This is a genomic window from Pseudomonas sp. G3-19, from assembly GCF_054855875.1.
The window spans coordinates 2,643,152-2,655,967 of the sequence record NZ_JBMPIQ010000003.1 but is presented as its reverse complement, the minus strand read 5'-3'; the positions used below and the strand labels follow the sequence as shown (position 1 = coordinate 2,655,967).

Genomic DNA, 12,816 nt, shown 5'->3' with positions numbered 1-12,816 from the left:
TGATTGAAAATGTACTGTGTTTTTGTACAGTTGTTTTCGGCCGGGATCAAACGCATTTTTTGATTTGCCCTAGTTCGCCGCCTCCAACCAGACGGACGGTGCCTGTCCGAGGATGCGCCGGAACATCGTCGAGAACGCCGCCGGGCTCTCATAACCGAAGTCCAGGGCGATCCGCGTCACCGCTTCACCGGCCGCCAGCCGCGCCAGCGCCAGCACCACGCAGGCCTGTTGCCGCCATTGGCTGAAGCTCAACCCGGTCTGCTGCCGAAACAGTCTGTTGAAGGTGCGCAAGCTTATGTGCAACTGCTCGGCCCAGTGTTGCGGCGACTGATGAGCGTTGGGTTGATGCAGAAAGGTCTGACACAAAGCCAGGAGCTTTCCGTCAGTCGGCAACGGAATGTGCAAGGGCAGGGGCGCACTCCGCGCCAGTTCATGCAGCAACAGCTCGATCAACACACCGTCTCGACCGTCGAGGTCATAGGTCAGCGGTGCCTCCACAGCCTCCATCAGCAAGTGCCGCATCAACGCCGAAACGCTGATCACCTGGCAGCGCTGGCCCAAGTCCACCGCCCCCGGCTCGATGTACAGACTGCGCGTACTCACGCCGAGCATCAGCACCTCATGCGCCACTCCCGGCGGAATCCACACCGCCCGTTGCGGCGGCACTACCCAGTTGCCGTCATGAGTACGAACCTGCATCACCCCAGTCGCGCCGTACAGCAATTGCGCCCGCCGATGCATATGAAATGGCAACAGATGGCCGTGGGAATAATCCGTACCGATCGCCACCACCGGGCGCGGCGTGTCATCCAACTGACTGATCGAAATATTGCGCATCGAGGGCGTCCCGGTGATTGGCGTAAACGCAAACATTATTGGCTGAGTTGCTGAAGCAGGCCAAGCCGCGTCGTTCTATCGTCGACCGCTCGCCACCACCGGAAGACGCGCCATGTTTTACCTCCTGCTGACTCTCTTCGGCTGCCTGACCGGCATCACCGCCGTCCTGTTCGGCTTCGGCGGCGGCTTCGTCGTCGTGCCGCTGCTCTACCGCATGCTCACCGCCAGCCACGGCGCCGACGACCCCATCGGCCAATCGGCGATGCACATCGCCGTCGCCACCTCGACCTGCGTGATGATCGTCAACGCGCTGATCGCCACCGACAAACACCGCCGCGCCGGCAACCTGATCCGCCATTACCTGTGGCCGCTCGGCGGCTTCATCGCCCTGGGCGCGATCCTCGGGGCGGTCGCGGCGGTGTGGGTCAGCGGCGAAATCATTCGCTACGCCTTCATCGCCTACCTCGGCGTGACCATCATCGACTGCCTGCTCAGACGCGGCTTCCTCACCCGCAGCGAAGGCATCATCCCGCGCCGACTCAGCAGTACAGAAACGTCCGCCGGCGGTGTAGGCATCGGCGCCATCGCCACGTTCCTCGGTGTAGGAGGAAGCGTCATGACCGTGCCGCTGCTGCGCCGCTGCGGGTTGAGCATGTCCCAGGCCACGTCCATGGCCAATCGGTTGAGCGTGCCGGTGGCAGTGGCCGGGACGCTGACCTACATGGCACTGGCCGGATTCAGCGCGACGGATGCTCGGGCACGTGGTTTGTCGGGTATGTGGATATTGCTGGCGTTTGTGGTGCTGACACTGGGCTCGTTGGTCGGGATTCGAATGGCCACGCCGTGGATCGGGCGGATACCGGACCGGGTGCATGCGTGGGTGTACATCGCACTGCTGATCGTCGTCATGCTGGGCATGCTGCTCAAGTAGAGCCTCGATTCCTGCGCGCATTCCTGGGCTACTGCGCAGCCTCATTCATTCAGGGATCGATCCATGCTCAAGGGACTGCTGCGCCTAGCGCAGTACGCTGCGGCGCTGTTCACACTGATTTCCACCGCCCATGCCGAAGATGGCCGACGCGTGTTCACCGGTACGCTGGGCGAGATGCCGATTGTGGTGGAGCTCAACACCACGCAGCAGGACGAAGTTACCGGCCGCTACTTCTATGAGAAGTATCACCGCGACCTGGAGCTCAGTGGCTCGCTGCAGGACAGCACGTTGAACCTGGTTGAAGGCAACAACCGCTATGGCGACGACAAACCGTTGCCAACCTTGAAGCTGAAAACCACCGCCAACGGTTGGCAGGGCGAATGGCAAAACCCCAAGGGCAAGAAGCTCCCGGTGCAACTGACCGAAGCCAAGCTTCCTGCGCCAACTGCTACCACGCTGCCCTTTATTGCCACGTTGCCGAAGGACGATCCTTACGAGTATTTGCGCTTCAGGGGCTCAAGCTCAAGCCGGAGAAGAAAGAAAACTTCATGGGCTACGAGCTGCAGTGGTGGACGGAGCCTGAGTCGAAGGTTTCGTTGTTCAGTGTTGAATCTGGCTATACGAAAGAAGAGCAGGAGCGGATTAACAACCACTTGCTCGGACGGCTATGGACTGAAGTTATCGACTATCACCGTTGCATGATGGATGGCGGGGAATACGCCAGTTTGATCAAGGAGCTGCCCCGGAGTTTCTCTCGCCGGATGTGGTCAGCCTGGACATTTCCACCGGTTACAGCTGCGGCGGTGCCCACCCGGATTTCGGCAGTTCGCCAATCAACCTCGACGTCCACACCGGCGAATTGTTGAAACTCAAAGATGTACTGTGGATTGGTGAACCCAACAGCGCGGCCACCGAATATGATCAGATGAAAGTCATGGCACCGTGGCTGGTCAAACAGTTCACCACGCTCTATCCCGAAGAGATGAAGAAGCCCGCCGAAGATGACGGCAGTTGCGATTACACCGATGAAAGTGTCTGGGGCTATTCCAACTGGCACTTCACACCGAAGGGGATTTACCTGGGCGCTTACTTCGCCCGTTACCAACGTAACTGCGACAACCCTGATTGGTCAGTGCTGCCGTACTCGCTGGTCAACCAGCACCGTGGCGCTGCCAAAATACAGTTGCCCAAAGGCTAACCATCACGCCAACCCCGGCGCTTCCCGCACAATGAAGTGATCCAGGTTCTCGATGTTGGCACTGAACACCCCGAACGTCTGTTCGGGGTTCTTCTTGCTCGGCACCTGCTTCAACTCCGGCGTCACGCCATAGAAGAAACAGAACAACTCCTTGTCGCTGTCGATCGCATGCTTGATCTCTTCCAGAAACGCCTTGCGCTTGCGGTAGTTGTCGATCAACTTCTTGCTCAAGTACACGTTCACCGAATACGGCTTCTTCTTCGCCTCATCCGCCTGCTTGAACCAGACTTTCTGCTCGAAATCGATGCGAAAACTCTGGGTGTAATCCTTGATCTCCTTGATCTTGCCCCAGTAAATCAGTCCCTTGTTGTCCGTCAGATACTCGATCTTCTTGAAGAACGAGCCATAAGGCGCCGTGTGCTCGCCGATCTTCAACGGCATGCGCTTGAGCAACTCCTTGTCGGCGAAGTTCGACACAAAACACTCCACCGGATGCGCAAACACACTGGTCTTGTCCGGCGCCGTCTCACGCCCCGGCGACTCCTTGGAACTCACCTGCGCCACCCGCACCGGATCATCCCGCAACACATCCGCCGCCCCCGCCGGCGCAGCAGGCTTGCGCACATATTCACGCCGCGTCAGCAACAACTCCGACGGAAAATACTCCTCCCGCCCGTCATCCACCTCGCCATCCGCCGACTCAACGCCAGATGCCGACGCCTTCAAACTCACATACGGACAACCCGCTACATGCTGCGTACCGGGCAAGTTCTTAAAGTGCGGTGTACGCACGTAATTCACATTCTTGGCGTTGAACGTGCCCAACTCATTGGACGCATCGAACGCCGCACGACAGGCGTCGTTGGGGCACTGGAAATGCTCCTTCGCAGAATCGAACGCCACCGTCTCATCAAAATTGAGATCGCGAACGTCATAGATCGACAACTTGTCGTCGAGGCTGAGGCAGTAGGCGAGATCGAATTTCATGGCGGGGCTCGGATCCTTGAGTGGGGGAGGGGTATTAATAGCGGGAGGCGCGGCGGGTTGCACTGATTGTTTTCAAGATGATGCGGAATCTGTGGGAGCCATCCTGCTGACGATTCCAGGCATCAACCAGATCTCAATCCTCACCCCGCCACTGCAGGCAGTACATCACCCCTGTGGCGAGGGAGCTTGCTCCCGCTGGGCTGCGAAGCAGCCCCAAAATCAGCCAATACGGTTAGTCAGATAAACCGCGATTATTCCTTTTCAAGCCTTCCAACGTTGTCATACAGCCAAGCAGTGAAAGCCTCTCTGTCATCCGAATGGTGGCAACGTTGGTGACAGTTGGGACACAACGCCACAACATTAGTCTCAAGGTCCGAACCCTTTTGCGACATGTGCTTGACGTGATGTACTTCTAAAAACGGTTTCCCATCCTTTTCAAATGGCGCTGCTTTGCCACAACCTTCGCACTTTCCATTGGCTTGCTGACGAACCCAGCCCCTCAATTCAGGATCGCGAAAGTAAACCTTTCTAGTGGAAGTCGTTTGGATTGGTGTTTTTATCCCTTTGGGGACGTAATCAAATTGCTTTCGCTCAAATTTAGCCGCGCGTTGCTCGAGCAATGCTTCGTCCGCCGTTGGATCAGAATCTTCAAGTGTCAGAACAGTAGAAGCATCAAGTGCCTTACGGATGCTGCGCGCTACATTTGCGCCAACATTCTTGGCGGGTTTGTAGCCTTCAATACGCGTTCGACCCATTTCTACCAGCACGGTAGAGATGTTCTGCATCCGAAATTCGACAGAACCCTTCGTCCGGCCGGCGAGTGGGCCTTCACGCAGAATGCGATTTTCCTCAGTCTTGACGAAGTTCTGGCCGCTCTGCTCGCGTGCCAGCATTTTGAGATAGGCGTCGACCGCCGCCTGAATCTCTACGTCACTCCAATCGTTATTACTTTTTTCCGTGTCCATACAATCGCCGAGGGTTGAAAACCCTCGGACGATACTGATTGGCCATCACTGCTGTCTACGAAAATTCCTACAGAAAACAGCGACGGATCCCGCGCGATCCTACAAGCCCATGCCTAGCCCATCGAGTGCTTCGAGGACTGAAACACCTGCGTAACTCTTCGCCACCAGGGTTTCTCTAAAGAAGCTCGTTGTGGATTTTGATCGCTCAACAGGTAAGGCATATCCCGAAGCCGAATCCAGCCCTCATCCTGCCAATGCAGCAGACTCAATGACATCTCCGGCCAATCCAATAAGCTCAACATTGGCCGATTTGAATCTCCCGAATCTGCAGCATCGCGTAATGTCGGCACCACCTCATTGGTCAGCCATTCCCGCAACAACCGATTACCCGGAACGTAGTGATAGACCAACAGCGCGTACACCCCGGATTCACTGAGCATCAGATGCTGTGCTGGTTCTCGAAAGTACTCAATCCATATGACGCGGCGTTGATCGCTATCTAGCTTGTTGACCACCCGATCATTGAGATGGAAACCCATCAAACGGCCGACATCGCGGGCTGAAAACCATGGCTGGTTTTCGAGTAGAAGGGCATGGAGAGAAAGCTTGTGGCGAGAGAACACTATTACCGGGAGCGGATCAGACATATCTATGACCTCTACGTTAGATTTTGGGAGGGCCTGACCCCAACGTAGAGCGGACTTAAGAAATCCCAACGAGCTGAGCAGTTGCCACCGACGAATTACGCGTCTGTGTCACTGACGAAGCTTTCTACGTTGGGCGTTTCTTAGGCACCTGCGATGAGCTTAGTGGTGCTCGTAGCAGGCTTCAATGGGAAGCGGCTGTAAATACTGTAGGAGATTTAGCGCTGTGGCGTAGGTGTGAAAGAAGGAAACCTTTTTCCATCCTCTTTCTAAAAAAATTTTCAGAGATGTTCGCTGGCGTGAATCAACATAGACCTAACGGAATCTGGGGCACCCCCAAGGTGCTATAGGTCGTCGAATGTAGCCTGCGCTCTACTAAGTAGAGTGAAAATCGCAACTAAATTGTGCGGTGTGAGGGGGGGGAGTTTGGGGGCGGCTTATCATTTGTCGAATTCTGATGTTTTAGATTTTTTGGATTTTTTTTTGAAGTACGATTTTTCTCCAGGTTATTTCGTCTCTATTTAAAGAGTCCTTTGTTACTCTGCTAGTGAAAATTGGTCCAAGGTTTGTTTTTTTTGATTTCTCAAAAATTTCAGCTTCGGATACCGGGTACATCATTCTGGTGGTATCGGGGGGGCCGATTCTTAGTGTGATGGCTAAGCGGCCGCCATCTTTTAGGAGGTCGCTGATCCTTTTTAGTGCTATCTCTCTTTCATCAGGTTTTATATGCATCCATACAGCGCTTAGTAGCACAAAGTCAAAAGTGTTTTGATTTAATGAGAAAAGATTCGGAAGGCAGTCATTGACCCAGCGAATGTTTTTATGGCTGTTTTTTTTTCGTGCAAGGGCGAGCATATTAACGCTAGGCTCAATAGCTGTTACCTGATATCCGCGCCGTGCAAGTGATAGGGCGTCACGCCCAGAACCAGACCCTAGATCTAAAATTTTTGCGTCGGTATTCTCTGGCAGAAATTTTATAAACTGTCTGTGGACATTGGAAAAAAACAGCTTGTTGTAGTCGTCAAAGTATTTGGAGCTCTCGGAGTCATAGCTCGCCCATGTCGTGCTATTTTTCGATATCATTTATTGAGTACTTCTATTTTTTGAGGGTAGATGTAGTTGTTTGTGGTTTGAATTTCATTTTTTTTAGTTTCGGTGCTGATCTTTTCGGTATTGCTCGCGCCAGCGATGCTCAAAGATGCCGCTGTCAGCAGAAGTAGAATCCAGCACGTGATTACAGTGTAGTTTCCTTTGCTGTCCTTTTGCTCGTTAAAGGCCAGCTGAAGATTTATATGTTTTTTTATTAATTGCCTAAGTCGAACAATTATGGGGATGGTCAGAATGTTGACCGTCGCCGCAAAAAACAGCGCCAATATTTTTGGTAAATCACCACTGATGGACGCAGCGCCATACCAGATGCCGCCAGTGATCGCGATGACCATGCTAGGGACTTGCCATAGCTGTTGATTGAGCGACCTCAGATGCTGGCCTGCTTCAATGTAGCTGAGTTCTTCCTTTTTGAACTGCCATTTTATGTGCTCAAGCTCTTTGGCGTTTTCATGCTTGATTGCTTCGAAATCTAGGTCGTTCATAAACGGTGTGGTCTGTCCTGTTATGGCGTGTCTCAGTCTAGCTTGAATCCGTGCCGGCGCCGCAATCAGGTTTGGATGGAGCGTGGCCAGCAAGGCCTGCTGCCGGGTCAAGGCAGTCCGGGACCACTACCCCGGCCTTAGGTCGAGATTAGGCCAACTGACTGAAATATTGAAAAAATGAATATCTTTGGAAGGCCCGAACCCTGCGTTAGGTCTCTCAATAAAGTATTCTACGAGTATTGATGAAGCCTGCCACGAGGCTTGGAGTACGTAGGATGAAGGTTTTGTTTGACACGCGTAGGATCCAAAAGCTGGGGCGAGTTTCGCTCAGCGAGCAATTGCTGAGGAATGCCGGCCTGCATGAAGGCGATCAGGTAGATATCTACTTCGACGCCGCAACGAAACGAATCATTATCGAGCCTGCAGCTCAGAGCAACGAAGAACAAGCGGCTGCGGAGAAATTAGCTTCAGGGAGGAAGGGGTGATGTTGAGCATGCAACGACGAGATGAGCGCTTCTCAGGTCATGAGTCCTTCGTTTGCCGATACGGATGGTTGCCAAAGCTACACCAAGCAATTGTCAGCAATCCCCTAGCCCTGAAAGATGAAGCTCAGGCGACGATTACGTTGGGCATCGGCCGCAACATGGTCAAGTCGATTCAGTTTTGGGGTGAAGCTTTCGGGATAGTCGACGGTCGCGATTCTTCTGGCCTGCAATCTGGTCCTATTGGACTCTTGCTGCTTTCGAAAGATGGTTGGGATCCTTTCCTCGAACAGCCTGAGTCGCTTTGGCTGCTTCACTGGTGGATTTCGTCCCACGCGGAGATTGCAGTTTGGAATTTGGTCTTCGGGAGCGCAACGTATTCACGTTTTGATCGAAAGACACTCATCGCGGGTCTCGAGCGTCAGGCATTAGCCAGTAACAAAAAGCTAGCGGTTTCCACCCTTGAACAGCATTCGAGCATTTTCCTGCATTCGTATAAGCGTGAAGAGTCAGCTGGGGATGATACCTCGTGGTGCCCACTGCAAGATTTGGGACTTTTTGAAGAGGTCACGGCCGACGACGGTAAAACTGTTTACCTGGTGGGTAGAAATGCGCCCTTAGGTCTGTCTCCAAGAGTTTTCCTTTTTTCCTTGATTGATTACTTCGAACGTCAGAATGCCAGCTCTCTCAGTCTTAGCCAGATTGTGTATGGTGAATTCAGCCCCGGTAGTGTTTTTAGGTTGGATAATTTTCAAGTGAGTAGCTTGATAGAAGGTGTAGAAAAAGAGTTTGGTGGCGTTGTGCGATTTATTGATACGGCTGATACCCAGCAAATTATTCTGGATAGAACTCTAGCGCCCGCTTGGGCTGATTGCTTGCTGGGTGTGGGAGAAGAATTGAATGTCTGATCGACTGATAGATCACCTTGAGCTGGATTCCAAATTCCTGCGCTCCATTTCGCTGGCTAGGGATTTGCGGTCACAAGATTCGCTCGATAGTTATCTGATCACACCTGCTGTCTTGGCAGTGCTTCGCCAGATTGGCGGCGCGTTGAAGTCGGGTAGCGCACAACGTGCCTGGAAACTCATTGGGCCCTATGGCAGTGGTAAGTCGGCATTAGGGTTGCTGCTCGCCCGTTTGTTAGAAGGGCAAAAGAGCTCTCATGCAATTTACAAACAGCTCGTTGAGGCCTCCACAGAAGTCGTTGAGCTTTTCCCCCAAGAGCAAAACCGCTTTGCGCTGGCAATAAGCGGTTCGCGCGTATCGTTGGGTGACGCGTTAGCACAGTCTATTCTTGAAGCACTTGAGCACCTGCCAAAAAGCAAGCTGGCTACTGAGTTGAAGCGCCAGTTGGATACGAAAGCTCAGACCTATCGTGATGTGCCCCTTAACGCAGCGACTAGTAAGTTGCTGAATGACTTTGTTTTAATCACCAAAGGTGCTGGCTGTTGCGGTGTCCTATTGCTGATTGACGAGCTTGGCAAATTCATCGAGCACGCAGCTCTAACTCCGGAAGCCGGTGATTTGATGTCTTTGCAGCAAATCGCTGAGGTCGCATCTCACCCTACGGACGATGGTCTCCTAGTCATATCAATGCTGCACCAGCATTTTGATGCTTATGCTAAAGGTGTCGGTCGCGCCCTCTCCGATGAGTGGCATAAGGTCTCTGCACGCTTCGATGAAGTGCCTTTCGATGAGCCGGTCGAGCGGTATGCCCATTTCGCTCTTCATGCCCTAGGCGCGGATGCAACCATTACTGAATCAGTTGCCCTGAAAAAAGATGCCCGGTGCATCTACAAGCAAGCAATTGATTTCAATTTTTTCCGTGGGACTGGTGAGAGTGAGCTGTTCTCTCAGGCCGAGCGCTTGTACCCATTGCACCCAGCAGCGCTGGCTTGCTTAGCGGTCATCTCTAAGCGATTTGGTCAGAGTGAGCGTTCATTCCACGCATTCATGCGTGGATATGAGTCCGGAGCACTTAGAGACTTCGCAGAGCACAATGTTGTCGATCATTCTTCTTGGTATGGAATGAGCGAGCTTTTTGATTACCTCACGACCGGGGTAGGGCTTCGCTTTCGTGATCTTGAGGCTGAGCGACGCTGGGACTTCGCTCGCTCTGTCGTAGAGCGAAATGACGTGGAGATGACGGCATTACAGCTTGACTTGCTCAAGTCGATTGCCGTCATTGAACTGGTTGCTCAAGTCCTCCATGTCGCGTTGACCGTTGAACTCCTCAGATTTGTTATGGGAGGGGACCTTAAAGATATCTCCGAAGCTTTGAGTGAGCTAACTGCGAAAGCAATCCTTGTACATCGCCATGCGAGTGATGATTATGGTTTTGCCGTTAGTCACGCTATCAACGTCGAGGCTTTGTACGATCAAACTATGCAGCGCTCGGCTGATGAACTGATGTTCAATGGCGTTTCACAAGCCCTATCTGAAAGAAGCGTTATTGCAAGTCGTCACTATCAGCAGACGGGAACTATCCGCTCGGTAAGAGTGACTGCGGGCACGGCGGATAAAATTGCGCAGTCCATCGGCACTCATGGTCGCCATGATGGCAGTGTGGGGCTGATATTTGTAGACGCCGAGTCTTCTGCTTTGGTCGATGCTGCTGAAGAGGTGGCTCGCTCTACCAAGGACGTTTTATCGCTCACTGCAATTGTCAAAGTCGGTCCGGATGAGCGTAATGCTCTAATTGAATACTCCCGCTGGCTGATGGTTCATGACCAGGTCAAACGTCGCCATTTGGATCCTTGGACTGAGCGCTATGTCGAGTTGAGGTTCAGCACGGCACGTGAGTGTGTTAGTCGACTGGTTTTGGCATTGCTGAACCGGCAAGCCAAAGGGTCGTCCGGTATGGAGTATTGGCATAAAGGAAAAGTGATTGTCGAAAGTGGCGCCATGAACCTTAGCCAAGCAGCCTCTTGGTTGTTCGATAAGGTTTACAAAGCGGCTCCGGTGATCATTAACGAGTTGATCAACAAAGATAAGCCGTCGTCTGCTATCAATGCGGCTCGTCAGCGTCTATTTGATCTGCTGGATAAAGCCGTTGACTCAGAACTGCTCGGTATCATCGACTTCCCACCTGAACGATTGCTCTATAGCTCTCTGCTTCAATCCACTGGGCTGCATCGTAAAGGGGCTGGCGACCGCTGGTTGTTAAAGGCACCGGACGGCGATTCTCCTGCCGGCATACGTAAAGTTTGGGCAGAGCTTGATAAGCAACTGATGATCGATGGGCAGGTCACCTTTGCTGAGGTCATTTCCAGTCTGGCACTACCGCCCCTAGGAGTCCGAAGTGGCCCGGCCAGCGTGTGGTTCATGGTCTACCTTCTTGTTAACAAAGAATCGTGCGCGATTTTCGAACGAGGAAGTCTGATCCTGGAGTTGACGTCCGATCATCAGCAACGGATGTTCAGGAGCCCTCACACCTTCAGCTTCCGCCGCTTCGACATTACGGCAGAGCGCAAAGACTTGATCAAAGATTATGCAAAGGCATTTGGAGCGGTAGGTGTGCAGCTGGGGTTGAACGCATCTTACCTGGATGCTGCGCGGGAGCTAATCCGCTGGTACGGGCGTCTCCCGCAATATTCGCAAGAGACACTGCGACTTACAAACCAAACCAAAGCCCTTCGCGACGTTATCAAAAGAGCAACCGACCCGGTTTCGTTGCTTGCCGTTGATATGCCACGCGTGGTGATGGCTGGGAAAGGGAAGGACGGTAGTAGCTTCCCCGATATGCTGGCTAAAAGCCTTACAGAGCTTGGTATGGCATACCGACGGTTGCAGGATGAGGTTAGCTTTTCCATGGCGCAGGCTTTTGAGATCACAGGCCCTCTGAAGGCCCTTCGATCTCAGCTCCAGGAGGAGTGCGCTGATACTGCACAGTCCCTAGCCGAGGTTGATCTTAAAGCCTTCATCATGCGCTGTTCTGACATAACTCTGACTGACGACAAGTGGATGGATTCCATTGCGAGTGTTGTCGTTCATAAACCCTTAGATATCTGGAAAGACAGTGATGCTCCGGTATTTGCGGAGTCAGTACTTGAGCTATGCGGCCGCTACAAGCGCTGGCTTAGGGTTGCTATGCGTAAAGGCGAATTTGAGCGTCAAGCTCAACGCTTCGTCGGTGTAACTTTAACTCTCCCTAGTGGCGAAGAAGCGGCGATGCTGTTGACCTCTGATCACGAGACTAAGATCATGGCCAATGGCCTGCTAAAGACTCTCACTAAGCAAGTGGGCGGCAATTTGAACTTGGCCGCTTCAGCCCTTGCTCAAGCGTTGCTGCAATTGCAGCAGGGCTCCACCGAACACGATGAGAATGAGCTGAGCGATGAGCAACGAACCGCAGGTTAGACACATCCTTAGCCTCTCAGGGGGCAAGGACAGCGCAGCGCTAGCGATTTACATGCGAGATCGTGTGCCAGAAATGGAATACATCTTCAGCGATACTGGTAAAGAGCTACCAGAGACTTATGATTATTTGCAGCGTCTGGAAAACTACCTCGGGAAGCCGTTGCATCGATTGAATGCTGACCTAGGTTTCGATCACTGGTATGACATGTATGGGGGGATGATTCCCTCCAATCATCGTCGTTGGTGCACGAAGATGCTCAAGCTTAAGCCTTTTGAGGATTTTTGCGGTGACCAACCGATAATCAATTATGTTGGGCTCCGTGCAGATGAAAATCGCACGGGGTACATCAGTCATAAGACAAATATCGAGGCTGTTTATCCGTTCCAAGAAGATGGGTTGATCCTACGCGATATTGAGGAAATTCTTCGTGTATCCGGTGTAGGGATGCCTCCTTATACTAAGTGGGGAAGAACTCGTTCCGGATGTTATTTTTGCTTCTATCAGCAAAAAATAGAATGGGTAAAATTGAAAGAAACGCATCCCGATTTATACGAGAAGGCTAAAGAGTACGAAGTGCCGTTTGAAAAAACGGGTAATTTTTTCACTTGGAGTCAAGGGGAAAGTCTTGCCGAACTTGAAATGCCTGACCGTATGGCTCAGATTAAGCGCGATCACACGTTGCGTGTGGAGCGAATGGCGCAAAGGAAAGATAACTCAACATTGATTGCCGTATTCTCGGATCACGATTCTACTGAATCGCCGGATGATGACGATGATCAAGGCTGCTTGGTATGCCAGCTATAATTAAAGGAATAATATA

Annotated in this window: 11 protein-coding genes and 1 pseudogene; 6 read left to right on the top strand and 6 right to left on the bottom strand. The window is 52.5% G+C overall.

Features of this window, described 5'->3' with window-relative positions:
• Window positions 1-69: 69 nt before the first annotated feature.
• Window positions 70-837, bottom strand: a complete 768-nt coding sequence (locus ACOYXI_RS12225) for an AraC family transcriptional regulator (protein ID WP_282412781.1) — start codon at window positions 835-837, stop codon at window positions 70-72.
• Window positions 838-949: 112 nt separating this feature from the next.
• On the opposite strand from ACOYXI_RS12225, the gene ACOYXI_RS12220 reads away from it, so the two are divergent.
• A complete protein-coding gene (locus ACOYXI_RS12220; RefSeq protein ID WP_461674889.1) occupies window positions 950-1,768 on the top strand; it encodes a sulfite exporter TauE/SafE family protein in 819 nt (272 codons plus the stop codon).
• Between the two features lie 63 nt (window positions 1,769-1,831).
• Window positions 1,832-2,966 (top strand): annotated as a pseudogene (locus ACOYXI_RS12215) (hypothetical protein).
• Window positions 2,967-2,969: 3 nt separating this feature from the next.
• On the opposite strand, the gene ACOYXI_RS12210 reads toward ACOYXI_RS12215, so the two are convergent.
• The 5 genes from ACOYXI_RS12210 to ACOYXI_RS12190 form a co-directional block, all read right to left on the bottom strand.
• A complete protein-coding gene (locus ACOYXI_RS12210) occupies window positions 2,970-3,953 on the bottom strand; it encodes a hypothetical protein (RefSeq protein ID WP_461674888.1) in 984 nt (327 codons plus the stop codon).
• A gap of 251 nt (window positions 3,954-4,204) precedes the next feature.
• Window positions 4,205-4,918, bottom strand: a complete 714-nt coding sequence (locus tag ACOYXI_RS12205) for an HNH endonuclease (protein WP_461674887.1) — start codon at window positions 4,916-4,918, stop codon at window positions 4,205-4,207.
• 113 nt (window positions 4,919-5,031) lie between these two features.
• Entirely contained in the window at window positions 5,032-5,565 is a 534-nt protein-coding gene (locus tag ACOYXI_RS12200) for a BRO-N domain-containing protein (RefSeq protein ID WP_461674886.1), read from the bottom strand.
• A 459-nt stretch (window positions 5,566-6,024) separates the two neighbouring features.
• On the bottom strand, window positions 6,025-6,645 hold the full coding sequence (locus ACOYXI_RS12195) for a class I SAM-dependent methyltransferase (protein ID WP_461674885.1): 621 nt from the start codon (window positions 6,643-6,645) through the stop codon (window positions 6,025-6,027).
• Entirely contained in the window at window positions 6,642-7,265 is a 624-nt protein-coding gene (locus ACOYXI_RS12190; RefSeq protein ID WP_461674884.1) for a hypothetical protein, read from the bottom strand. Before ACOYXI_RS12190 ends, ACOYXI_RS12195 begins: the two co-directional genes overlap by 4 nt.
• Before the next feature lie 164 nt (window positions 7,266-7,429).
• Here ACOYXI_RS12190 and ACOYXI_RS12185 point away from each other — a divergent pair, with 164 nt between their 5' ends.
• From ACOYXI_RS12185 to ACOYXI_RS12170, 4 genes are read left to right on the top strand one after another with little or no spacing between them, the layout of a single operon-like run.
• Window positions 7,430-7,639, top strand: coding sequence for a hypothetical protein (locus tag ACOYXI_RS12185; RefSeq protein ID WP_461674883.1), 210 nt, complete (start codon window positions 7,430-7,432; stop codon window positions 7,637-7,639).
• Window positions 7,639-8,544: a DUF4007 family protein gene (locus tag ACOYXI_RS12180; protein WP_461674882.1), complete on the top strand. Its 906-nt coding sequence runs from the start codon at window positions 7,639-7,641 to the stop codon at window positions 8,542-8,544. Before ACOYXI_RS12185 ends, ACOYXI_RS12180 begins: the two co-directional genes overlap by 1 nt.
• The gene (locus tag ACOYXI_RS12175) at window positions 8,537-11,995 is read left to right on the top strand and encodes a hypothetical protein (protein ID WP_461674881.1); all 3,459 of its coding nucleotides are present in this window, start codon (window positions 8,537-8,539) and stop codon (window positions 11,993-11,995) included. Before ACOYXI_RS12180 ends, ACOYXI_RS12175 begins: the two co-directional genes overlap by 8 nt.
• Window positions 11,973-12,800 carry a phosphoadenosine phosphosulfate reductase family protein gene (locus tag ACOYXI_RS12170; RefSeq protein WP_461674880.1) on the top strand — a complete coding sequence of 276 codons (828 nt, stop codon included), beginning with the start codon at window positions 11,973-11,975 and terminating at the stop codon, window positions 12,798-12,800. Before ACOYXI_RS12175 ends, ACOYXI_RS12170 begins: the two co-directional genes overlap by 23 nt.
• The last annotated feature ends 16 nt before the right edge of the window (window positions 12,801-12,816 follow it).